Origin of the sequence: Gilliamella sp. B14384G12 (assembly GCF_016101825.1) — a bacterium.
GTDB classification, from domain to species: Bacteria; Pseudomonadota; Gammaproteobacteria; order Enterobacterales; family Orbaceae; genus Gilliamella; species Gilliamella apicola_N.
Genome location: NZ_JACFPU010000010.1, coordinates 88,872 through 114,745 on the forward strand (window position 1 = coordinate 88,872; position 25,874 = coordinate 114,745).

Annotated in this window: 18 protein-coding genes, 1 tRNA gene and 2 CRISPR repeat arrays; of the genes, 13 read left to right on the forward strand and 6 right to left on the reverse strand. The window is 32.6% G+C overall.

The window, feature by feature from the left end; all coding sequences use genetic code 11:
- Positions 1-296: 296 nt before the first annotated feature.
- Positions 297-1,217, reverse strand: coding sequence for a siderophore ABC transporter substrate-binding protein (locus H3S73_RS10475; protein ID WP_198236569.1), 921 nt, complete (start codon positions 1,215-1,217; stop codon positions 297-299).
- A gap of 168 nt (positions 1,218-1,385) precedes the next feature.
- Here H3S73_RS10475 and H3S73_RS10480 point away from each other — a divergent pair, with 168 nt between their 5' ends.
- From H3S73_RS10480 to H3S73_RS10510, 6 genes are all read left to right on the forward strand, one after another.
- Positions 1,386-3,359 carry a TonB-dependent receptor domain-containing protein gene (locus tag H3S73_RS10480; protein ID WP_198236570.1) on the forward strand — a complete coding sequence of 658 codons (1,974 nt, stop codon included), beginning with the start codon at positions 1,386-1,388 and terminating at the stop codon, positions 3,357-3,359.
- Positions 3,360-4,218: 859 nt separating this feature from the next.
- A CRISPR array of direct repeats spans positions 4,219-4,430; the repeat unit is 29 nt; unit sequence GTGTTCCCTGTATACACAGGGATAAACCG.
- A 97-nt stretch (positions 4,431-4,527) separates the two neighbouring features.
- Positions 4,528-5,199, forward strand: a complete 672-nt coding sequence (locus H3S73_RS10485; protein ID WP_198236571.1) for a hypothetical protein — start codon at positions 4,528-4,530, stop codon at positions 5,197-5,199.
- Between the two features lie 120 nt (positions 5,200-5,319).
- Positions 5,320-5,796, forward strand: a complete 477-nt coding sequence (locus H3S73_RS10490; protein WP_198236572.1) for a type VI secretion system-associated protein TagO — start codon at positions 5,320-5,322, stop codon at positions 5,794-5,796.
- Between the two features lie 785 nt (positions 5,797-6,581).
- Positions 6,582-6,938 carry a DUF2513 domain-containing protein gene (locus H3S73_RS10500; protein WP_198228205.1) on the forward strand — a complete coding sequence of 119 codons (357 nt, stop codon included), beginning with the start codon at positions 6,582-6,584 and terminating at the stop codon, positions 6,936-6,938.
- A gap of 743 nt (positions 6,939-7,681) precedes the next feature.
- Positions 7,682-8,725 carry an SGNH/GDSL hydrolase family protein gene (locus H3S73_RS10505; RefSeq protein ID WP_198236576.1) on the forward strand — a complete coding sequence of 348 codons (1,044 nt, stop codon included), beginning with the start codon at positions 7,682-7,684 and terminating at the stop codon, positions 8,723-8,725.
- A gap of 28 nt (positions 8,726-8,753) precedes the next feature.
- Positions 8,754-9,521, forward strand: coding sequence for a hypothetical protein (locus H3S73_RS10510; protein ID WP_198236577.1), 768 nt, complete (start codon positions 8,754-8,756; stop codon positions 9,519-9,521).
- 1,104 nt (positions 9,522-10,625) lie between these two features.
- Here the strand turns inward: H3S73_RS10510 and H3S73_RS10515 are convergent.
- The 3 genes from H3S73_RS10515 to H3S73_RS10525 all read right to left on the reverse strand — a co-directional run bounded on the left by H3S73_RS10515 (position 10,626) and on the right by H3S73_RS10525 (position 12,941).
- Entirely contained in the window at positions 10,626-11,528 is a 903-nt protein-coding gene (locus H3S73_RS10515) for a hypothetical protein (RefSeq protein ID WP_198236578.1), read from the reverse strand.
- Positions 11,521-12,099 carry a hypothetical protein gene (locus H3S73_RS10520; RefSeq protein WP_198236579.1) on the reverse strand — a complete coding sequence of 193 codons (579 nt, stop codon included), beginning with the start codon at positions 12,097-12,099 and terminating at the stop codon, positions 11,521-11,523. The genes H3S73_RS10515 and H3S73_RS10520 overlap by 8 nt, the downstream gene beginning before the upstream one ends.
- A 167-nt stretch (positions 12,100-12,266) precedes the next feature.
- A complete protein-coding gene (locus tag H3S73_RS10525; RefSeq protein ID WP_198236580.1) occupies positions 12,267-12,941 on the reverse strand; it encodes a helix-turn-helix transcriptional regulator in 675 nt (224 codons plus the stop codon).
- A gap of 387 nt (positions 12,942-13,328) precedes the next feature.
- Between H3S73_RS10525 and H3S73_RS10530 the strand changes: the two genes are divergently transcribed.
- Complete coding sequence (locus H3S73_RS10530) at positions 13,329-13,658, forward strand: SHOCT domain-containing protein (protein ID WP_039128880.1); 330 nt, start codon at positions 13,329-13,331, stop codon at positions 13,656-13,658.
- A gap of 865 nt (positions 13,659-14,523) precedes the next feature.
- Positions 14,524-15,043: a CRISPR direct-repeat array (repeat unit 29 nt; unit sequence GTGTTCCCTGTATACACAGGGATAAACCG).
- Between the two features lie 1,020 nt (positions 15,044-16,063).
- Here H3S73_RS10530 and H3S73_RS10535 read toward each other — a convergent pair.
- Positions 16,064-16,140 (reverse strand) — tRNA-Val (locus H3S73_RS10535).
- Between the two features lie 294 nt (positions 16,141-16,434).
- Between H3S73_RS10535 and recQ the strand changes: the two genes are divergently transcribed.
- From recQ to H3S73_RS10550, 3 genes are all read left to right on the forward strand, one after another.
- Entirely contained in the window at positions 16,435-18,273 is a 1,839-nt protein-coding gene (recQ, locus tag H3S73_RS10540; RefSeq protein WP_086308258.1) for a DNA helicase RecQ, read from the forward strand.
- Positions 18,274-18,379: 106 nt separating this feature from the next.
- Positions 18,380-19,612 (forward strand): hypothetical protein, encoded by a 1,233-nt coding sequence (locus H3S73_RS10545; protein WP_370528803.1) that lies wholly within the window; start codon positions 18,380-18,382, stop codon positions 19,610-19,612.
- 149 nt (positions 19,613-19,761) lie between these two features.
- Positions 19,762-20,940, forward strand: coding sequence for a M20 family metallopeptidase (locus H3S73_RS10550; protein WP_198228224.1), 1,179 nt, complete (start codon positions 19,762-19,764; stop codon positions 20,938-20,940).
- A 281-nt stretch (positions 20,941-21,221) separates the two neighbouring features.
- On the opposite strand, the gene H3S73_RS10555 is transcribed toward H3S73_RS10550, so the two are convergent.
- Entirely contained in the window at positions 21,222-22,160 is a 939-nt protein-coding gene (locus H3S73_RS10555) for an acyltransferase (RefSeq protein ID WP_198228225.1), read from the reverse strand.
- Between the two features lie 404 nt (positions 22,161-22,564).
- Between H3S73_RS10555 and dnaX the strand changes: the two genes are divergently transcribed.
- From dnaX to ruvA, 3 genes are all read left to right on the forward strand, one after another.
- Positions 22,565-24,631, forward strand: a complete 2,067-nt coding sequence (gene dnaX, locus H3S73_RS10560; RefSeq protein WP_198236582.1) for a DNA polymerase III subunit gamma/tau — start codon at positions 22,565-22,567, stop codon at positions 24,629-24,631.
- 32 nt (positions 24,632-24,663) lie between these two features.
- Positions 24,664-25,002, forward strand: a complete 339-nt coding sequence (locus H3S73_RS10565) for a YbaB/EbfC family nucleoid-associated protein (RefSeq protein WP_025315741.1) — start codon at positions 24,664-24,666, stop codon at positions 25,000-25,002.
- A 260-nt stretch (positions 25,003-25,262) separates the two neighbouring features.
- A complete protein-coding gene (ruvA, locus tag H3S73_RS10570) occupies positions 25,263-25,871 on the forward strand; it encodes a Holliday junction branch migration protein RuvA (RefSeq protein ID WP_198236583.1) in 609 nt (202 codons plus the stop codon).
- The last annotated feature ends 3 nt before the right edge of the window (positions 25,872-25,874 follow it).

Sequence of the window (25,874 nt, forward strand, 5' to 3'; positions counted from 1 at the left end):
TTTATTCATGTTAAATAGATAGATTATTTTCATACATTAATTATTGGTTCAATAATAAAATCTAAATTTTTGGCATGCCATCATTTAAGTATCAAATAATCCATCATTATACAGCAATTTTTGGTACTGTTTTCAGTAAACCCAAAGTTGAGCAGCATTGATAGCTTTACAATGTATTTTAAAACTCTAGAATACTAAGAACAGTGATAAAAACAATTAAGATACCTATATAATAAAAAAACCCTTACTAACAGCATAAGGGCAAATAGGAAGTTAAACAATTAACAATAACAATATTATTTTAGACCATTAATTACTTCATCAATTTGACGATCTAAACTTTCTGCACCACCACCAGATAAGTACCAAAGATCTGGTGTTAGATAAACCACTTGAGTATTGCTTGCAGCTAATATTTTTGCATCAAAAAAGTCTTCTTTCATAGCCGTTTGACCAATTGCTTTACTACGATCAACGACATAAATAATGTCAGGTTTAACATCACTGACGTAATTATTGTCAATAAAAGTTGGTTTTGGTCTTTCACCATTATTTATTGGTTGAATAAAAAATGGAACGGCACGTTTTACTTTTAAAACATCATGGATTAACGCTGCACTTGAACTTGCATTAATTAAAATCATTTTACCATCATTATGGATTGCAACAATTGCTTTTTTAGGACTCGATTGAGCAACAGATTGGGAATTATTTATTTTTACATCAAGGGCTTGAATTAATGTACTTGCGGTTTTTTCAGTGCCAGTGATATCTGCTAATAGATTGATATGCTTCTTAGTTGATTCAAGGTAGTTTTTTGCATCAACGCTTAAATTAATTACAGGTGCAATTTTAGATAGCTCTTGAGTTTTACTGGCTTGACGACCATCAATAATAATCAGTTGTGGTTTAGCTTGTTTGATTGCATCTATACTCGGTTCTTTCATATTACCGGTGTCAGCAATGTTTGCATTTTTATACTGCTCAAGATAAGAAGGTAGAACAGAAAGAGGCGCCCCTATAACAATTGAACCTTTACCTAAAGCATCTAAAGTATCTAGTGCACCATAGTTCATCACGACAACTTTACTTGGTGATTTAGGTACTACAACTGATTGATTATTGTCTGTAGTTACTGTCATTGAAGATTGACAACCTGCTAATCCTAAGACAAGTGCAGCTAATGTGCTTAATAGTAATTTTTTTTTGATTTTCATATAGGTTCCTTTGTTTACAACGCAAATGATAACTATTATTGTTTAAAGTGTATAAATTGTCTAGTAATAAATAATTTTTAGAAAAGATATTGATAACTATTCTCATATAGTATATTGTACGTCCGGATTGAGGTTGAAAATATCAATATAAATAATAGGGTTATACAAATGAATACTAAGTTTAAATTGGCAACACATGTCATTAACACTAGTCTTTTATTATCATTGTCTAGCATAGCTATGGCTGCAAGCGATAAAGACATTGATACCATGGTGGTGACAGCATCAGGATTTTCACAACAAATTAAAGAAGCTCCAGCAACAATTTCAGTGATCACACCAGAAGAAATTAGCAAAAAATCTTATCGTGATGTAACTGACGCACTCAAAGATATACCAGGTGTTACTATAACTGGTGGTGGTGATTCGACCGATATTAGTATTCGTGGTATGGATGCCAAATACACTTTATTATTAATTGATGGTAAAAAAGTCAGCACCCGTGAAACCAGACCTAATAGTGATAATTCAGGTTTTGAGCAAGGGTGGTTACCACCGTTAACGGTTATCGAACGAATTGAGGTTGTCCGTGGACCTATGTCTTCTTTATATGGTTCAGATGCTATGGGTGGGGTCGTTAATATTATCACTAAAAAAGTGTCTAACGAATGGCACGGAGGTTTACGTATTGAGTCAGTTATTCCTTACCGTTCAGATGAAAAAAATACCTATATTGGTAGTTTTTCCACAATGGGACCCATTATTGATGATATTTTAGGAATTCAATTATATGGTCAATATACCAAACGCCATGAAGATGAATTCTTAAATGGTCATTCCGCACAAAAATTACGTAGCCTAAATGGTAAAATATCGCTTAATGCAACTGAAACCCAAACATTTGATCTCGACTTTGGGCGATCTTTACAAAATAGTAATGCTACAGGAGGAAAAACAAGACCAGTTAATCGTGGCGATTTCAACCGAGATAACCGTCGCAACTCTTTTGCTTTGACTCATAATGGTTTGTTTGGTGATGTCTCAACGACATCTTTTATTGCTCATGAAAGCAATAATAATCCAGAAAGAAAAATGAAAATTCGCAATACTAATGTTGACTCTCGTGTGACCATCCCTTTCTCAATTAATATATTAACCGCTGGTGGAGAATATACTTATCAAGAACTTCATGATGGTGGTAATCAGTTAAATACAAACTTAACAAAAATTGATCGTTGGAGTTATGCGTTGTTTGCAGATAACGAGATGAGAATCGTTGATAATTGGAGTATCACTGCTGGCGTACGTTATAATAGAGATGAAAATTATGGACATAACTGGAATCCAAAAATTTATAGTGTTTGGAATATTGATGATAACTTTACTTTAAAAGGTGGCTATTCAACTGGATTTGCAACACCACAACTACGCCAAGTTGTCTCTGACTGGGGACAAGTTACAGGTGGATCAGGAACAGGTAATAGAGGGATGATAATGGGAAATCCAAATTTAAAACCTGAAAAAACGAATTCATTTGAAATTGGTGTTGGTTATACCAATGAATATGGTGTTGATGCATCTGTAACAGCTTTTTATACCAAATATAAAGATAAAATCCAATCTTATTATATTTGCCGAGGTGAAGCTGGATCTAGAAATTGCCAGATCAATGGATATCGTGAAAAATTTGATTTTGTTCAGGGGCGTGAGAATGTGGATAAAGCAGATCTTAAAGGCTTAGAGCTATCATTTAAAACACCATTATTTACTGATTTCTTGTTAAGTTCTAACTACTCTTGGAATAAATCAGAACAAAAAACAGGAAATAATAAGGGGAGACCTTTAAACCGTACACCAAAGCAAAAATTCAATACCCAACTTGATTGGTATGTTGCTCAAGACTGGGATTTATGGACTAAAGTTGCTTATTATGGCGTTGAAAGTACAACGGATCGTAGTGGTAAGAAAATTGAATATCCAGGCTATACTTTCTGGGATGTGGGGGCATCTTTCCAAATAAATAAAAATGCTAAGATTTATGGTGGGGTTTATAACTTATTTGACAAAGATGTTTCAAACGCTGACTTTGGTAAAACTCTAGAAGGCCGACGCTACTTTGTAGGTACTGAGATTAACTTCTAAATAAATTGAACTAATAAATATTTTTCTGTGAAAAAAGATGGCTGTTAAAACAGCCATCTTTTATTTATAGTAATCTAACTATTTACACCCTAAATATAAAAGTCACTTGTTGAACCTGCCATAACGTAACCTAGTGCAATATCACATAGCATTTTTTTATTATTCAAAAAAATCACTATTCTATATTTTATTGTTTTCTATTTTTTAATTACATGAAAAATATAAACTTATTGGTAGGATCTAATATTAATCACCATTAATTTTAATTAATCAAATAAAAACATATTGTTATAGATTGTAATTTTAATAAAAAATAACCTAAAAAATCGGTAGAAATTTGACGGTCAATATTTTAATTATAAAACAGTATGTTATAATTGGGGAGTTCCCTGTATGCACAGGGATAAACCGTTCATCTACAACTCGACAGGAAATACATGGAGGAGTTCCCTGTATGCACAGGGATAAACCGTTCATGAACATCACCGATCAAATCGATGTCGTGAGTTCCCTGTATGCACAGGGATAAACCGTCGGAATCTCTAGGAGACGCTGTTGCTCCATTGTGTTCCCTGTACACACAGGGATAAATCGGCGGGGCGTCAATATTACATAGCATTTTTTGCTATTCAAAAAAATCACAATTCTACATTTTATTGTTTTCTATTTTTTTAATTGTATGAAAAATATAAATTTATCGGTAGAATCCCGTAGAATCTAATTTTAACTTACATTAATTTTAATTAATTAAATAAAAACATAGTGTTATAGAATGTGATTTTAATGAAAAATATCCAAAAAAATCGGTAGAAATTTGCCAGTCAATATTTTAATTATAAAACAGTATGTTATAATTAGGGTGTTCCCTGTATACACAGGGATAAACCGGAGAAATAGAACCGTTCCAATTACAAAAGATCGTGTTCCCTGTATACACAGGGATAAACCGCCTATTTTTAGATCTCGTTCTGACAACTCAGCGTGTTCCCTGTATACACAGGGATAAACCGTTTGTAATGAAAATATAAAAAAATGATTAGCGGCGTTCCCTGTATGCACAGGGATAAAATACAAAACTACTACAAACCGCTCGCGTGGCGGTTTTTCATTGCCAAACTTTATCAAATAACATACCATTGCAAAAAAACATAAAGAATAAGGAAATGGTATGGAAAAGATTTTTTATTGTTTGCTGTTATTCCCATTTTTTGTATTTGCTGATGATTTCTATAATTGTAAATATGCAATGGGTACTGAAACAGAAGAAAATCTAAACTATTTGGCGAATGGAACTGTTCGGGTAACCAATGATAGATTTGTTGCTAAAGATTTAACACACAAGGAGCATAAATCGCCTAAATTTACAGAATTTACAGAATTTGCAGATAATTTATCTATTGCAGAGGACTCAGAGAAAGTATATGTTCTTGCAAATGATAGAACAAAGTATGTGATTACGACTAAAATAGGTAATCTTGTTTTTAAATGGGGTAATTGTACTCTTGATTTATCTATTGACTTCGAGAATGAAAAATTTGGTAACAAACCAGTAAATTTTTTTCCTAAGATAAAATCGTATTTTCGGGACGTATTGAAAGATCCTGATTCTGCAAAATATTCTAACATTTCTAAACCTCAGAAAGATTTCATAATTGAATATGGGGAGGTTGTCACCGGATATTCGGTCTGCCTATATGTCAATGCTAAAAATTCATTTGGCAGTTACACAGGAAAAAAATTATATTGGGCTTTCTTAAAAGACAATAAATTATTAAGAGTAAATGATGCGCAAGATTCAATAGTAATAACCCGATGGCATAATATTAGTTGTAGCTATTAAAAATATTGTTTTTTAGCATAAAGTATCAAATCAATTCAACCCTCTAATGAGGGTTTTTTATTGCCAAAATCTATTAAATAAAATAATATTGTAAATAAATGTAAAGATTAAGGAAATGGTATGAAGAAAATTTTGTTTTGCTTGTTGTTTGTCCCCTTTTTTGTTTTTTGCGGCTCAGTAAAAACCGGTAACTGGATAGTTGATATCAATGAAGACCCTATTACTGATGAGAAAACAGTTAGAATCTTCACGATTGATAAAACAAAATTGAATAATGAAACTGCTACGTTTTTATTTACTTGTAATTCAGTTAGCCTCTTATCATTTGATATAAATGATTTACCAAAAATAAACGAGAGAGGAAATTCAACAAAAGTCGTATTAAGAGTGGACAAAAAAACTCCATTTGAAATGGATTGGACTAAAAAAGAGATAGGATATGAATTTTCTGATATTAATGAAATTAATAATTTGATAAAAAAAGGGAAAAAGTTAGTGGTTAGAGCTGAATATTCAAAAACTAAAGATTTTGAGTTCTCTCTAGCTGGCTTTGCAAAAGCCTTTAAAAAATTGCAAAAAAATTGTTCTACTAACTAATCAATGTTCCCTGTTCGCGCAGGGATAAACTGCGCAAGTTTCAATGGGCATTCCGCCCACTACGATGTTCCCTGTGCACACAGGGATAAATCAGGAGGCGTCAATATTACATAGCATTTTTTTCTATTCAAAAATCGCAATTCTATATTTCATTGTTCACCATTTTTTAATTATCTGAAAAATATGAACTTATCGGTAGAATCCCGTAGAATCTAATTTTAATTTCCATCAATTTTAATTAATTAAATAAAAACATAGTGTTATAGAATGTGATTTTAATGAAAAATAACCAAAAAAATCGGTAGAAATTTGACGGTCAATATTTTAATTATAAAACAGTATGTTATAATTGGAGTGTTCCCTGTATGCACAGGGATAAACCGCGAATATACGCGCACGCGAGGCGCAGGCATTTGTGTTCCCTGTATGCACAGGGATAAACCGGAGGAATTGGCAACGTTTGGGTTAATTGAGTCGGATTACGATAATGAGTATGTTGAGATATGGAAAGATAATTTTAACGCGTTCAAGTTGTTTAAGGCTATGTCTACATAGTGGTGAACGAGTATAAACGGTATAATTGGTCTGGATTATAATTGTATGCAGTGGTTTATGAAAATTATTAATATCGCAGAAAGCGAGACTATTTTTAACGACATTTAAATAATGGAAAATGAAGCGTTAAGAATTAGGCATAAATCAAAGTGATCAATTAATTATATTGTGTATAATTTAATTACTTTATTTATTTCAGTTGTAACTATTTGGAACTTCAGTGTTAAAAGATGAAAAGAGATTGGGAATTAATTAGAAAAATAATGCTAGCTATAGAAGACTCTCCATGTGATATGAAAATATCGTCATTTTCGATTAAAGGCTATGATCCTGAGATTGTTGGTTATCATATAAAACTACTTAATGATGCACGTTTAGTTGAAGCCATTAATTCAAGTAGTGATCGAATGATGTATGAATATTATGCTCAAGACTTAACGTTAGCAGGACATGAATTTTTAGATAATATTAGAAGTGATACAAATTGGAACAAAATAAAGAATCTTATTAAAGGTAAAGGTGGTGAGTTAACCTTTGAAACCATAAAAGCGGCAGCTTCTTATATGATTGTAAATTTGTTTTCGTAAATGTTCCCTGTACACACTGGGAAAGGCCGTATACTAAATTATTTATAATAGGATTTTATAAAGCTCTCGTTTGAGGGCTTTTTGTTTTAGGATACATATCCGATTTATTATAAGTTTCGTTGAATTTGCTCTCCTGCTGTTCCTCCTTTTTGTTACTAATTCAGTTTAAAATTTTTAACAATGCTAAAACCCACTTGGTCCATATTTACTCATCAGACCTTGAACTAACCACGTTTTATTACGGTTATGAATTCCTGTTTAATGGTAAAAAGGGTAATGCTGATTTTATTATGTTCGGTTATATACTCAGAAAAATCAGGAACGGACATCTTGTATAGAATGGGAGTATGTCATGTTTGCTGAAAATTTTTGGATGTCATTTGCAGTGTTAGCGCAATGGTGGACGTAAAGAGTACAAAAAGGGTGTGACGTTTAATGAGAGAGGGCGATTTGCATCATCTCCAGCCATCTATCAGTGAGGTTAATGGCGACCATTCTTATTTCCGTTACTCTCAATTTACTAAAACAATGAACCAATATGGTTAATACCATTGATTTTTGCTTAATAGATCGACAATACCTTTTCATATTGTATTTCAATTTGTCACAATTTTGCTTAATTGGCTAAAAATGATTTAACAAAGATAATTATTTAGTAACTAAAAAGCAGTAATAGAAGTTACCAGTTAAAATCAAAACACTTTCCAAAAATAATACAACATGAATATGTAAGGAGATAAATCATGTCAGTCATTAAGCAACAAACCGGTGAAAGTAAACAGCGGATATTAGATACTTTCCCCGAAGACTACAATAAGCTACATCTAATAATGGCAAAAATGGCGACCGGGGAAGATGTTAAAATTGCATGTTATGGTGATTCGACCACCGATGGTATCAATACAACAAACCATAAAAAAAATATTACAGGAACAGATCATAATCTCAATGCCCCTAATGCGTGGCCAGCTCAGTTACAATTGTTGCTTAGAGAAATGTATCATAATAATAATATAAACGTTTTTAATGCAGGATTTAGCGGACAACGAATAGAAAACGGTTGGGCAACAGATAATTATGAGGTCAATATCACAAAAAATCCGTACTACGGAGTATGTGATATGGTTATCATCAACTTTGGACTAAATGACGCCGCTAGAACTAATCGGCTATATCGATATATTAATCAAACAGAGCTATTAATTAAAAAAGTTATAAAAGATGGTTCAACCCCTGTGTTGCTATCATGTAATCTAACATACCTATCAAAAAAGGACGGAAGCGAAAGGGATAAAATAGATGTTACTCAACAATATAATCAAGCTAAGGAATATTTAGCCCAAAAATATAATATCCCATTTTTTGATTTATCCAATGCAATGATTAGTTGGTTACAGAATAACAATCAATATAAATGGGGGGAATTACAACCCGACGGATTACATTTTGGTGATTTGGGACACAAATATCAAGCAATGTGGCTAGCGAGTCGTTTATATTCAAATACCGTTATTATTAATGATTCCACACAGTATCAATCAATTAATTTTATGGATAGTAAATCTAATTCTCCATTTGGTTATGCAAGCCAATACACTGGCACAGGTACAAAATATTTATCAATTGTACTCGCGAAAGATGTTAAGAAATTCATTAACCAGCCAACCATGGAAGTTTATGTTTGGTGTGAAACTAACAACGTTGCGTGCGTTTATCGTCAAGCTTCATATGAAAATGCCACGGGTAGCTATGTTATGCACAAAGATATTATGAGTGGATGTAGTTAACTCGTATAGGATTTTACCTAGATTTGATATGACAAACGGGAAAACCAGTTATGGAGGGGTTGATGTTCCCCGGTATCTGTGCGATTTAAAATATGGGTTAAATAAATTGTCATATATTTATGGTAAAGATAAACAAATTGACACAACTGATTTTTATTTTGGTTTTTTTTATTTTGTTAAAAATTACGAATCTAATTTCAATCCCCGTAATTTATTATATAAATCCGGCCCTATTCGGAGTATCGCAACAGTCCCGGCGTGCAAGAATATAGTCAATTATATTAGAAGAGATCTGTATGATCAGATTGGACAGGATTCACTGCAATTATTTGTTGACGGCAAAAAAACATATTTATATTTAGAATTTGAAGGACCAGAGCAAAATGGAATTGTGCTAACACAAACCAGAGGTATGCGTAAAATGTATAACGATGGCTTTATGCTGTTTAAATTGGATGACTCTAATTTATCGGCGCATGTCATTAGGTCATCGGTTAAGACAAATGAAACAACATATTCAACCACTGCAGAGGGTATTACCCCAATTTTTATGGATAAAACAAATTGTAAATTATTATTAGAATTCTATATTGATAAATCTAACAATATTATTATGAATTCATTAAACGAACAGTATGGCTTATTAAGTCATCATGTTATTTCGCCACTGTTTGCATTTCCATTTTCAGGTATTTTTGGAAATATTTTTAGTAAAAATGTATCGCGAGATGAGGATATTTCAACACAATTTAATATAACAAGGGCGGAGGTATGGTACAAAGATAACATAAATTAATTAACGGTATTTTTTACCGTATTGAATTTATTATTTAATGCTTAATTAATTGTTATGATGAAATCCTAAAGAAAACATCTTAAGAAAGGATAAATGTGAATGTCCAGCCTGCAATGAAGTTATATATGTTTGCCCGAATCTTGCCAAAGGGAGTGAGATTTATGATGATGAGCTTAGTCCTAAGTGTGCATAAGGAATTAAATACACAATAGGTGGTTTGTGGGAAACATATTGAATGTTGCGGGTTTGGCCTGAGAGGTAATTATAATCAAAGGCACATTAAAAAAATAATAAAGCCTAATCATTTATCTTGATAAGCAAAATTTCACTTTTTACTTCAAAAGTTTCATTTTCTCTAAACCATTTAATGTGGTTTTTTATTGTCTAAACTAAAATAACCAAATTTCTAGCCAAATGCCATTCTAATTTTGTCTTCAATTTCGAGAGAATCATCATTATTCATGTTCTCATATAATTATTTTATTAATGATTCTATTCACTCTTTTTTTCGTCCTGTTCCTCTATTTGGATTATCATATTTTGGATAGCTTATTCAATGTCTGAATCCAAAAACTTGATTTAACTGTCATAACCATTCCTTATACCTAATTCAAATTCAAGCTCACTGATTACTCACTGAATGGGCTTTGATTTTAATGCTGTATAAACAGCAATTAGCAATCTTTACTTCAGAACTTGATGGCTAGTCGGTCTCTCTCGAGGCTAGGAGTGATTGCGTCGCTCACCCGATGCGTACTCTTGTGATTGCTACTTTCCAAAACCGCAGTATGTTCATATGCCCCTGCTAGCTACTTGAATCTTGCTACCTAATTAGTAACTCGTGGTATTGCTAATTGCTCGGTAGGTTGATTTGTTTTGATTGGTTTAGTAAATAGTTAACCAAAAGTAAAGTAAACAATTTAACAAAAACCAAACTTTATAAGCGTAAAAAGTAAATTGTTTAGTAAACAATGAGTTAAGCAATTAAAATAATTATTTGATTGCCTGTTTTTTAATCAAAGGATGTACATAAAAGTGGGATTTACTGAATTTTAGGTACAAAAAAACCCGCTTAGCAGGTTAATTAGGGTTTAATAATTTTAATTACCAAGAACAGGGTAAGTCCACTAATAAATATTTTTTTGGTTTATCTTCGATCTGAGAGGTTTTGAAAGAAACGTTAACATAAGAATGTAAATGTTGATTTATGAGTTCAGGTTCTTTAATCTTTTTGTCTATACTTGCTACACAAACATTATTATCACCTAAAAGTTTAAATTCACATTTTCTTTTATTTGGTAAAACTCCTAGAAACATTACATTTAATATTTCATCTATATTTAATTTTTTTGCGATATCTAAGTGAGATAAAGCTGTTTTAACTTCATTATTGTTTTTGAATGAGAATGAGTGTTCATTAAAATTAATTGCACATACCGCTTTATTTTTATCCAATATTTCAACAAAATCTTTAATTTTATTTATTGAATTAAGATCTAGTTCAATTATATTTTCAATTAATTCGTTTGAATCAGAGTTGCTTGCAAAACCTAGAATTTCTTGTAATTTATTAATAGCTATATTTGTGGTTTTATCATCTTCAGGTAATAAAGAAAAAGATTGATTTCCTATATCCTCCAGAACAAAACCGAATGATCCTTTAGCTATATCTGTAATCATTAAATTGGCATTTTCACTTTTATTCGAATTAAGAGATTTAAGAATACAATTTATTGCATCAGTTAAAGCTTTTATTGCAATTGTACCGAAGTAGCTTGAAATACCTGTTGTACCTAATACAGGAGCACCTCGAAAAGTTACCTTTAATTTTGAGGGAGAGTGTAAGAAATTTATATTAACTCTTTTTAATTTATTTTCTACTTCCTCCAATCTTGAATTTAAACTCATCTTCTCTAATTTATACTGAAAATCATCAGGAGTTTTTGATATTAAATTAATTAATGTATTTTTTTCACTCATAAGAGAGAAATATTCATTTCTATTCATTTATTTCACCTCTCTTATTTTTGATTAATTCTTTGGCAGTATTATAATTATCAACATCAAAATTGTCTAATTCTATAAAACCTTTCCAGTCACAATCTCTTGTATGTGACCATAAGCTACTCCAATAGACTATCTTTTCTATAAATGCATATTGATATTCTAAATTTGCGTAACTAGGAGGGATTAACAGGAAATAAGAATCAGTTTTAAATTCTGTTTTAACCTCAAATTTATTTGATATTAAATAAAGATTATTTTCTAGTAAATTTTTATCAATAACTGTATAGAATATGACAGCATCTATATCATTTGGGGGTCTTTTTCTTAAAGTCTCACAGTTCTCACAAAAACTACCATCTATCCATATTTTATGTATTTGCATCCCTGATTCTTTTACTATTTTTATATAATCAATAAATTTATCCAATATATCCAATCTTTGAGTATTAAAACCAAAAACATCAATAAAATTAATGATATTGGTTTTATATGGATATCTATCTTCTATTTCTAAACCATTTGCACCGAAAGGTGGTAATAACCCTCTGCTATCCCAAATCTCAGAAGCCATTCTTCAACACACTCCATTTATCCATTTGAATTTTATAAAAATTATCGATGTAACAACCGTGCTATCTTAACATCATCAATTTACCTACACTCAAAATATACGCCATTTCAGTTATCGGTTTGAATTTATTAAAAAACTCGAAAACATTTATTTATGATTAATCTTACCTATCCATGTTTTCTTAAAAGCATAGACTGACTCAACATTACTTTGCCATGTATATAAAGCTGATCAATTTCTTCTTCACTAATATCCCAATTTTGATATTTTTTATTATCAGATATAACAATTAGCTTATTTTTTATTAATTGTAAACGTTTTACATACAATCCACGATCAAAAGTAAAAACATAGATACCATCGCTTTGGAATTGATTAACCGTAATATCTATGTATATAGCATCACCGCTTTCAAAAGTTCCTTGCATTGAATCGCCAGAAACATTAATTATTTTTAAGTTTTCTGACGGTATCCCATTAAATAATGTTGTTGCGTGTTCATTGTAAAACTCAATACATTTTATAACTTCTACAATATCGTTATTCAAAAATCCGTTTCCTGCACTGGCATTTATATTTAAAACCTCAATTACATAGGTATTATTATCAAGTTGATATTGATTATTACAGTTCAATCTTGCTAATTGGGTATTATTTTTATCTAAATAGAATTGAGGCATACCGTAATCGTACTCTAAACGACGAGCCGATTTTTCCCCAAAAGAAGCCTTACCACTAATCAATTGAGAAATATAGCTCTTTTCTTTTGGTGGAACTGTTTTATTTGAAAACCATTGTTTTAAATTTTTAGCTCTAAGTTCTTTTAATTCAGTTTTATTCATAGAAGCTCCTATTTTTTATATTTTATTTAGTATTTACTAAATAAGCAAAAAGTAAACTTTACTTTGTTTTCGGTCTGGTTTTAAATAAACTATATTAAACTTTTAACTAAACCTAAGGCGAAGATAAAATTATCAGAGTATCTGTTTCATCTTTCAAGAGGCGGTAAAAGCCAATTTGCTAAAAATGTTCCCTGTACATACAGGGATAAACCGCTAGTTCGCATTGAATCGAAATTAACCGAATATAATGGTGACTATAAAATAATATCAATAGAGCATAACGGGGATTTATATGGTTTTAATTGGCATAGTAAATTAGTTTGTATTTGTGGAAAATTTGACAAGGTTTGATATAATTAGCATTTTCAAAACATTAAGGAATTTGAGATGGCCGTAAAGTATTGCACCCTTTGTCAACGAAATGTTACTCCAAAACGAAAAATCGGGGTGGGCACACTAATTGGCGTTTTTTTTACAGGATTTATTTGGGTTTTATTTATTCCTTTTTATAAAAAACGATGTCCTTTATGCTTGGGCGACAAATTAACAATAATCCCAGCAGTGTCACCAAATAAAAAAGATAATAATATTAAATTAAATCATAATTCTAATTTATCTGTTTCTGATGAACTAAAAAAATTACATGATCTAAAAGAAAGTGGTGTTTTAACACAAGAAGAATTTGATTTTCAAAAAAGTAAACTATTAAATCACTAATTATAAGATAAATGTGTTCCCTGTATGTACAGGGATCAATCCAATTCCAATGCCTCGTCGAATGCAGCTAATTTAATGTTCCCTGTATATATTGCCATTACAGAATTACAGGGTGCACAAATGTGGTTTGTCAAATCTCTAACTTTTTCAGATAACCTCTCATAGCCAAATATCTATTTACACTTATTAACACGAAATACCAGATTAATATAACCATATTGTATAAACTACATGCATATTCACAGTGGATATAAAGACAATGTGAGGATGTGTCATGAGTAAGCAAATAGCCGTTTTGGGCGATGAAGTGATCCCATAAAGTTGGACACTTTTATTAAGCGGTTTTTTATGTCTGAAAACCATAAACATTTAAATTAAACTTAAGGTGAAGTTAATTTCACCAAAAGAGTAAATTATGATAACCATGGCGATACAATTACCAAAAAAGTTGATATTTGTATTGGTTGCCGAGAAAGTCAGGTATTTCCTCTATATAGGGGTAAAATGTGTCAAAAAGTTTTAGGTTAACCATACGTTTCAGTATAAATATCAATAAACAATTTAGCTTAACCTTATGTTCCCTGTACACACAAGGATAAATCGGCGGGCATCAATATTACATAGCATTTTTTGCTATTCAAAAATCGCAATTATATATTTCATTGTTTACCATTTTTTTAATTATATGAAAAATATAAATTTATCGGTAGAATCCCGTAGAATGTAATTTTAATTTCTATTAATTTTAATTAATTAAATAAAAACATAGTGTTATAAAATGTGATTTTAATGAAAAATATCCCAAAAAATCGGTAGAAATTTGACAGTCAATATTTTAATTATAAAACAGTATGTTATAATTAGAGTGTTCCCTGTATACACAGGGATAAACCGCGGTTTTTGCCAGAGCCAAAGCCGATCTGATTGTGTTCCCTGTATACACAGGGATAAACCGGTATACGGGAGGCTGTAAACAGCACCGTTAATGTGTTCCCTGTATACACAGGGATAAACCGGTTTTCACCCCGCTCCACATATTTTTTATAAAGTGTTCCCTGTATACACAGGGATAAACCGCGATTACAATAAAAGCACGGAGCCACTTGAATGGTGTTCCCTGTATACACAGGGATAAACCGGGCGATCTTTACATCGAGAGGAGAGGAACAGAAGTGTTCCCTGTATACACAGGGATAAACCGCAAACTCCAACGGTGAGTAATACTGAAAATCCGTGTTCCCTGTATACACAGGGATAAACCGGCAATTTCTCACTGAGGGAACGCGAAGCATTGCGTGTTCCCTGTATACACAGGGATAAACCGTCCGAGTCAGTAGGAACGCTGGTTTATGATTTGTGTTCCCTGTATACACAGGGATAAACCAATATATTCTATAGATAAAACTCGTTATTATTAATAAGAACTATATTGCTAATTTAAGGATAATTTTTCAGGTAAACTTTTGAGAATGATAACTTAAAAAAATTATAAAAAATCTTCGAAAAAAAGGGATTTAATTATCATAAACCAAATGATATGGTTGATTTCTTGAATTTTCGGACTTTTCCCAAATCTTATTGGTCTCACGATAATTTTTTGTGTATCAAACAATTTATTTTTTTAGAAATGGTACTCAAATATGATTTATTGCCAATTTCGAAATTAACCAAGAAAAAAATTATAATGATAAAACATTTAGAAGTTACATCAAACTATTTGCTAAATCTAAAACGTCGAAATTGAGATAATGATTTTTAGTTGAATTAGTTAATGAAGTAAACAATTTAATTAGTTCTATTAACCAAATAATTACTGCAATAATAATTCATGATGATAATAACTTACTTTTAGCAGAGAAAATAAGAGATTTGCTTAATAAAATTAAGGCAAATGGAGTTTATCTTGACAAAGATAATAACTCGGGTTCAATCATAGCCAGTGCTAAATGGTTAAAAAAGATTGGTAATATTCGACCTACAGATCTATTTTGATATCTTTGGGAAGATCTTAATGTGATAAGGTAGTGGTGATTTACCATGATTATTGATAACAAATGTTGATATTGCCCATATTTAACAATTAGTTTTGGTTTGATTTTTCTTGTTTTTATTAAAATAATTTAAACATGATTATATTAATTTTTTATTTATGACGATGCTTTCCTTTCGTTTTTTTGGTACATAGTGTTGCCAGTCTTTATAACAGGAATATTGTCGATGTAGTTTAATAGAAATCAACGAGAAAAGCCGAATAATAGAACTTACTATCTATAAATTAGGATAGTTTACTGTTATTTTAATTGATTTTATTATATCACTGCTTGCTATTTTAGCTATATTCGATTAGTGAAAATTTTATAGGAAACAGACTTAAGATCAAAATAGCTATAAATTCTTAAGAAGAATGGTACGCCCGGGTGGACTCGAACCACTGACCCCCACCATGTCAAGGTGATGCTCTAACCAACTGAGCTACGGGCGTATATCGGAAACACGCAAATATTAACGGGCAATTCGATTTGTATCAAGTAAAAAATTTAAAAATAGCCGTTTTTTTAATCTGTCGAAACATAGTGTTGATAAAATAATCAATAAATGGTATTTAATTGTTAAGTTAAAAATGATTGTTAGATGAATGTTTTCTCATTGTTTCTGTTAACCGAAAAATTTTATGCATTATATAAACAGCAAATAAATGTAAGTCGGTAGTGGTTTGTTGAAATTATTTTAGCTATACTCCCTAAATTGATAAAGGGGGTTATTTGTTTTGGTTAATATGTCGATAAAAGATCAGATTGAAGATGTTTTACACAATGTATTTGGTTATAAATCATTTAGAAATCAACAAAAAGAAATTATTGAATCAATTATCGATGGACGAGATACATTAACAATTATTCCAACTGGTGGGGGAAAATCGTTATGCTATCAAATTCCAGCGGTACTATTGCCAAGCACTGCGTTAATCATTTCCCCATTAATTTCATTAATGAAAGATCAGGTTGATCAATTGCTTGCTAACGGTATTCCGGCGGCGCTTCTCAATGCTACCCAGTCCTTGGCAGAACAGCAAGAGGTAGTTGAAAAATATTTAAATCACTCGATAAAATTATTATATATCTCTCCTGAAAGGCTTGCCGTAGGTTCATTTATATCAATGATTCAAAGCCATCCCCCTTCACTCATTGCGATTGATGAAGCTCACTGCATATCACAATGGGGGCATGATTTCAGACCTGATTATCGACAATTAGGGCAGTTGTCCTCTCGATTTCCGAACGTTCCGATTGTTGCGTTAACCGCCACTGCCGATAAGATGACACAAACGGATATCATTCATCAACTTCAATTGGTCGATCCTTTGGTTGTTGTTCGTAGTTTTGATCGCCCCAACATCCGATATACCGTTGTTGAAAAATTTAACTTAACAGAACAAGTGGTCTCTTTTATTGAAACGCAAAAAGGAAATAGTGGAATAATTTATTGTTCTAGCCGTTCCAAAGTTGAAGATATGACGACTCGACTTGCCAGTCGGGGATTTTCCGTTATGGCTTATCATGCAGGGCTTACTTACAGTGAGCGTCAAATAGCGCAGGAAGCATTTTTAAAAGATAACGTGCAAATCATTGTTGCTACCGTTGCATTTGGCATGGGGATTAATAAACCTAATGTAAGATTTGTCGTGCACGCTGATTGCCCTAGAACTATCGAAGCCTATTATCAAGAAACCGGCAGAGCGGGGCGAGATGGCGTCCCAGCAGAAGCAATCTTATTGTTTAATAAAAATGATTTGAACTGGTATTATCAACAAATCGCTGAAAAAGCAGATGGGGTACATAAAGAGATTGAACAACATAAAATTGAGGCTATGGAGTCATTTGCACAAAGTTTAACTTGTCGACGAATTGTATTGCTTAACTATTTTGGCGAAAAACGAACGGAGCCTTGTAATAATTGTGATATCTGTCTTTATCCACCTGAACAATACGATGGCTTAGTTGATGCACAAAAAGTTTTATCTTGCATTTATCGAGTAGAACAACGTTATGGCGCACAATACATCGTTAATGTTTTACGAGGTTCTGCTCGTTCTCAAATTAAAGAAAATGGTCATGATAAATTGTCCGTTTATGGTATTGGTAAAAATCAATCTAGTAATTATTGGCTAAGTGTGATTCGACAGCTGGTTCACTTAGGTTATTTGATTCAAAATATTTCAACTTCTTCAAGTTTGCCAACCTTACAATTAACTCAAGAAGCTAGAAAAATACTCAGAGGTGAAATTCCATTATCGCTAGCCAAACCTCGCCTTGAAATTGTTAAGAAAAGCCGCCTAAATCGTTATGCTCGATCAATAAATATGACAGCGATGTTATCCTTTGAAGAGCGTATGTTATTCAATAATCTGAAACGATTACGTAAAGATATTGCTGATAGTGAAGATGTACCACCTTATATTATTTTTAGCGATGCAACATTATTAGAAATGGTGCAAACAACGCCAGCAAGTAAAAAAGAGCTAATTAATGTTACGGGAGTTGGAAAAATCAAATTGGAAAAATATGGCAATCTATTTTTAGAGGAAATTAAAGATTTTATAGTAAAAAATATATAATCTGATGAATAATTCCGCCATAATAACGATTATCGAAAAAATATAGTATTTCAAAATAGTAAATAAAAATAGTAAAAATGGAGTTTTTATGTCACCAATGAATGACATGCCACAAATGTTGGCATTAGTGCTGTTACTGGTTATTCTTTATCTTGGCGATATCGTTTCGATCCGCACCAAAGCATGGGTTCCGTCTGTATTTATCTGCGCTGTTCTTTTTTTATTAGGATATTGGACATTCTTTCCTACCGATATTGTGGCACGAGCAGGAGTACCAACAGTCGTTGCTGTTATGTTTATGTATTTACTCATTGTTAACATGGGTACACTTTTATCAGTTAAAGAATTATTATTGCAATGGAAAACCATCTTAATTTCTCTTGCAGGAATTGTTGGTATTATTATTGTGGCTATCATAGTTGGGTATCTGCTCTTCGATTTTAATACGGTAGTGGTTGCTATTCCTCCTTTAGTGGGTGGTATTGTTTCGGCAATTATTATGGCTAATGGGGCAAAAGACGCAGGATTGCCTGATTTGGCTGTTTTTGCCATTATTATTTATGTGATGCAAGGATTTATTGGTTATCCACTTACTTCTATTATGCTAAAGCGCGAAGGGCGAAAAGTTTTAAAGCAATATCATGCAGGCACTTGGCATGTAAGTGATGACCCTAAATCCTCCATTGATAAACAACAAGCAATATCGTCAGACGAAAATCCAATGCCAAGTTTGTTTGCAAAAATTCCCTCAAGCTATAATTCATCGTATTTCATTTTTTTACGTATTGCGGTCATCGGTTTTTTAGCTTACTTTGTTTCAGAAGTTTTAAAACCGATAGTTAGTGTAAGTCCATTTGTATTATGTTTGTTATTTGGTGTAATAGCTGCGTCATTTGGTTTTTTAGAACGCCATCCATTAAAAAAAGCAGGTGGATTTGGAATAACTGTGATGGGGTTAATGTTATTTATTTTTGATACATTAAGTCGAGCAACACCCGAAATGCTTATGCGTTTGCTAACGCCCCTAGTCATCTTTATTTTATCTGCAGTTGTCGGTATGTTTATTTTTTCAGTTATTGTAGGCAAAATATTAAAAGTGAGTAAAGAACTGGCTTTTTCAATTGCGCTTACAGCGTTGTATGGTTTTCCTGCCGATTACATAATCACTAATGAAGTCATTAATAATTTAACTAAAGATCCAAAAGAGAAAGAAATACTAACTAGTCATATGTTAGCACCAATGTTGATTGGAGGATTTATATCGGTAACTATCGTTTCAGTTGTATTAGCAGGTATTATGGTAAATATGATAGTAGGCCCTGCATCAGCAGTGCAATAATTAATTATAACATCCAAAAAAATTTGATAATCACATTTATTAGCATTATCAATAGCAATTAATGGAAATTAACAGTATTTATTTAATGATAGCTCAACAATGGCTAGTGTTATAAAAGTAGAACAAATTGAAATATTAAAGGTAGTAAAATGACGAATCCAAACATAAAAAAATTAATACAACAAAATATTGATGAGATGGTCGCTTTTCGTCGCGATCTTCATCGTCATCCTGAATTACCGTGGGAAGAGTTTAGAACCACAGATAGAATTGCTCAGGAGCTTGATAAAATAGGAATTGCCTATCGACGTACGGAACCTACAGGGATTATTGCTGAAATTCAAGGAGGTAAACCAGGTAAAAGAATTTTATTAAGAGCAGATATTGATGCGTTACCAGTACAAGAACTGAGTGAAAACATTGATTATAAATCAGCGATTGATGGTAAAATGCACGCTTGCGGCCACGATACCCATGCTTCTATGTTACTGACAGCGGCAAAAGCGCTTTATGAGATTCGCGATCAACTAAAAGGTAATGTAAGACTTGTTTTTCAACCCGCTGAAGAGGTTGCTCAAGGTGCCAAAGGCATGATTAAACAAGGTGTGCTTGATGGAGTAGATAGTGCATTTGGTATGCATATTTGGTCACAAATGCCAGTTGGAAAAATATCTTGTGTAGTTGGATCGAGTTTTGCTTCTGCTGATTTATTGACTGTGCGTTTTAAAGGAAGAGGTGGGCATGGTTCTATGCCACATGATACCGTTGATGCAGTAATGGTTGCTTCCGCATTTGTTATGAATGTCCAATCCATTGTGTCGCGCGAAGTGTCGCCACTTGATCCCGCTGTTGTGACAATTGGTCGTATGGATGTTGGTACACGCTTTAATGTTATTGCCGAAAATGCGGTATTAGATGGAACAGTACGTTGTTTTAACGTTGCCGTGCGTGACAAAATTGAATCAGCAATTCGGCGTTATGCTAATCAAGTTGCTGCAATGTACCGCGCAACAGCCGAAGTTGAGTACATCTATGGCACTTTGCCAGTAATCAATGATAAAGAAAGCGCATTACTAGCACAAAAAGTAATTGTCGAATCATTTGGTGAAGAAGCACTATACTTTGAAGCACCGACAACAGGTGGTGAGGATTTTAGTTACTATACAGAAAATATACCGGGTGCTTTTGCTTTAGTTGGTTCGGGTAATCCTGATAAAGATACCCAATGGCCACATCATCATGGTTGTTTTAATGTGGATGAAGATGGTATGGCATTAGGCGCTGAATTCTATGCGCAATATGCTTGGGCTTATTTAAATCAAAATTAAATTTTGTAAAAAAGTTTCAGGGTAGCTATACATTTATGTAAAAATTCTGTTTTTAGTATAGCTTTCCTTGGGCTATTTGGTGTTGTGAGTTATTGCTTTTTTTAGATTATAGCTAAATTTGAAAATTCAATATATCATCATTCTGTACCTACGACTTCTATTATCAACAACACATATTTTTGGGTCATCTTTTTTGTTTAAATACGTTGCCTAGAACCTACAGATTAGTCATTGTTGTTACTTAACTTACTCATTAAATTTAATTAATAATAAAGTATTTATTAATTAAATAAAGGTTCATCAATACTTGGAAAAAAAGGTTTAATTGTGTTATATAAGTGATCAGCTTGTTCTGTATTTCCTGCACATTTAGCTGCAAGTCGAGCGTAACAACCACATGGCCAGTTTTTTCTTTTACTTTTTTCAAAGCAATCGTATAACGTATCATATATTTCAATAAGTGTTATGTCTATATCACCAATTTTTACCACATCAACATTTTGTTGCTTAAAATACTCAAGTAAAATAGCTCTGGCTAAGTAGTAAATAATATAATAATCTGATCCAGTAATCTCTTTTCTCTTGCTCCAAAGTAGCATGCCAATTGATATCACTTCATCATGTTTAAATTGCATAGCAAGTGAACAAAACTTACTGAGGGGAAAATCAGGATGAATAAGTTCAGGAGGTGTTTCGTAAGCGTTGCGTGTCCACATTATTCCTGTTTTTATTGTTTTGGCTGGAGAGCCAGCAATCATTGAAAAATCTGAAAATGATCTATTAACAATAGTTCTTGCACCAACAACGCAGCCTTTATTGATTTTTGCACCTTTTAATACAATCGTATCGCGGGCTAACCAGACTTTATCTTCAATGATAACATCTTTAGGAGGATTTATTCTTTTGCGTGTTTGCATATCATAAACACCATGCATGTCTGAGTTATAAATCCTACAGTTGGCAAATAAACAATCATCACCGATATGAATTGCTCCATTTTCAGCCACATGTATAAAAATCATATCATTACAAATTAATCCATTGCCTATAAATAATTTGCAATTTGGTTCAATGATAATTCGACCTCTTAATTCGCATAGATCGCCGATTTCTAACTCTCCACCTTTTCGAACGGTTATCGATGCGGAATTGAGTTTAGTTCCATAACCTATTTTTATTTTTGGGTTGGTATCTAAAAATTCAATATATGATGAATTCATCTCAATTCCTTTTGAAATTTCAAACGGTATATCTGTTTTATTATTTAGAGTTTTTAATATATTCAAAATTTTTCTCCATTAATAAGAAAATGTTTTAAAAATATCATATCATAAAGAGACTGTACATGATTGGATACTCGCTCTTAATTATTAGTTAATATTGATTGCTTATTTTTTATTAAATAAGGATTTTTTAACGAAAGGAATTTACTTTTTCAATTCTATTAAGTCTAATATTAAATTAATTAGTTTATCACTACTTTGAAAAAAAGTTTCAGGTTAAGTATACATTTATGTAAAAAGATGCTGTCTAATATTAGGCCGGTTATTGTCTTGTTGCAGACTAACTTAGGACTTTATGCTATGATAAAAACCAATTTCATTAGTAATAAACAATGGTGATTATGAGTTATCAAGTTCTAGCACGTAAATGGCGACCTAAATCATTTTCTGAAGTGGTTGGTCAACAGCATGTTTTAAAAATTTTATCTAACGCGCTATCTCTGGGACGAGTTCATCATGCTTATCTGTTTTCGGGTACTCGAGGCGTAGGAAAAACATCTATTGCTCGTCTATTAGCAAAAGGTTTAAACTGCGAAACAGGTATAACCGCCACACCTTGCGGTGAATGTGATAATTGCCGTGATATTGAGTTAGGACGCTTTGTTGATCTGCTTGAAATTGATGCTGCTTCTAGAACTAAAGTAGAGGATACTAGGGAGATCTTGGATAACATTCAATATCTTCCTACTAAGGGTCGTTTTAAAGTCTATCTAATTGACGAAGTGCATATGCTATCACGCAGTAGCTTTAACGCATTACTCAAAACTTTAGAAGAGCCACCAGAACACGTCAAATTTTTGTTAGCTACGACTGATCCTCAAAAATTACCTATTACTATATTGTCGCGCTGCTTGCATTTACATTTAAATGTTCTTGATACGTCGCTCATTGGTGAGCAACTTACTCATATTTTAAAATTGGAGCAGATTAAAAACGATCCAAAAGCGATATCGTTATTGGCTAAAGCGGCTAATGGCAGTATGCGTGATGCATTAAGTTTAACTGACCAAGCCATCGCACTTGGTAATGGCGAAGTTGATACAGCATCAGTGACGTTGATGTTAGGTACTCTTGATAAATCCATCCCTTTTTCACTGATCGAAGCACTGTACCATAATGAGGGTAATGCCTTAATGCAGCAAATTGATATGGCAGCAGCACAAGGTGCAGATTGGGATAATTTATTAGCAGAAAGTATTGCGCTTTTACATCAAATTGCTTTGTTGCAAGTTGTACCAACCGCATTAGGCGATTATACCGATCAAGAAGAACGAATTCGTTTTCTAGCAAAATATATGGCGCCAAATGATGTGCAGTTATATTATCAAATCCTATTGATGGGTAGAAAAGATTTGGCGTATGCTCCAGATAAAAAAATTGGTACTGAAATGAGTTTTTTACGTGCTTTAGCTTTCATGCCTAAAAATAATGATACAACTATAGCACCTAAACCGAGTATTAAACCACAGGTTGAGCCATCAATTGTTGCTGAACCTAAGTCACACATACAATCAACTCAGATTTTATCAAAAAAAAAGAGTAATCCAGAATCGGAATCTAACTTAACTTCAAATCAAAATAGCAACATACCTGTTGACTCTCAACCTGTACCGATTGCTCAATCAAATGTTCAAGATCTATCTATTCCTGATGATGCATCCTCTGTTACAAAAAACATATTAGAAATGAGGATGCAGTTAATCAAAGGAGAACAAAAAACAAAAAAGTCTGAACCCAAAGTCGAGCCTTTGCAGCCAAAATCAGAGGTAATTCATTCATCATTAACTCATGCTAAAAATATTACTCAACTCGCTGATAATAAACAAGTCGATATTAAAGATAATGATGAAGATGAGCATGACAATGAGACAGAAGAAGTCATTACGGCTGAAAATTATCAGTGGCAAGCTTGTGGTTATGTTGAGACTAAAGATGATTTAATTATTGACACTAAAACTTTTCGGGAATCGCTCAACGGTGATAAAACACCTGAAATGACAAAAAAATTAATTGAGGAAATGGCAGAGAAAGATGCGTGGTGTTTTGAAATAGAACAGTTGGATTTATCGCCACTTATCAAACAAATTGTCAGTAATTCGTTTATTGAACAGACAGATGAAAATAATATCATTTTACATATGCGATCTGCGGTAAAACATCTGATCAACTCATCAAGTAATGTGGCTAAAGTTGAAAAAGCGATAGCTAATTATCGCCAACGAGCATTAAATGTTAAGATCATTCTTGATGATAATAAGGATAATAAAACGCCTTTAGAAATGCGTGAAGATCTTTATCAACAAAAGCTTGCACAAGCTAAGGTGACCATAAATGAAGATCCAAAAGTATCGATGATCTGTCAATATTTTGAAGCGAAGATTGATGAGGCGAGCATTCGTCCTGTATAATTATGGGCTAAATTTTTTAATGAGGAATAAATATGTTTTCAGGTGGAAAAGGTGGTTTGGGCAATTTAATGAAGCAAGCTCAACAAATGCAAGCAAAAATGCAACAAGCACAAGAAGAGATTGCCAAATTAGAGGTGACAGGTGAATCAGGTGCTGGTTTAGTTAAAGTAACAATAAATGGTTCACATAACTGTAAACGTGTTGAAATTGATCCCTCTTTAGTTACGGAAGATGATAAAGAGATGTTGGAAGATCTAATTGCTGCTGCCTACAATGATGCGACTCGTCGTTTAGATGACGCACAAAAAGAGCGAATGGCACAAGTAACTGGCGGTATGCAGTTACCACCAGGCTTTAAAATGCCGTTTTAATTGATTTTATTATATTAATTTAATCTTACTTTTTTGCCGATTATTAAACAGTAATCGGCGAATTTCTTTCAGCTATTGCCTGTCTATTTATACAGTTTTTCTTTATTAATTTTTTTCTATCAGGTAAACTAACGACCAATTACTTTCAAATTAATTGCTACTCTTGTTCGTCAAATAAAAATTAATGATTAAATAATGAATATTTTATTTTCAAGAGCCGTCAATTATTTCAACCAACAGTAAATTACTAAGGATAAATTGTGATAGGTCGTCTACGTGGAACCATTATTGAAAAGCAACCACCTAAAGTTCTGATTGAAGTGGGTGGCGTCGGCTATGAGGTTTTTATGCCGATGACCTGTTTTTATGAACTTCCTGACAATGGGCAAGAGGTCATTGTATTAACCCATTTTGTGGTGCGGGAAGATGCGCAAATATTATATGGCTTTAATCAAGAGCAAGAACGAGAATTGTTTCGTGAATTGATTAAGGTCAATGGTGTAGGCCCTAAATTAGCGTTGGCAATTTTGTCTGGAATGTCTGCACAACAATTTATTAATGCCGTTGAGCAGGGTGAAATTAAAACTTTAGTTAAATTGCCAGGTGTTGGCACTAAAACAGCAGAACGTTTGATTGTGGAAATGAAAGATCGCCTTAAACGTTTTGCTGAGCAGCTTTCACCGATAAGTACAGTTATAGAAGCCAGCAGCGTTAAAAAATCATCTAACCAAATAGAAAGCGAAGCTGTATCAGCACTCATCGCATTAGGTTATAAACCACAAGAAGCCAGTCGAATTATTAATAAAGTTATATTACCTGATATGGATTGTGAAACGCTTATTCGCGAAGCATTAAAATCAGCATTATAAATA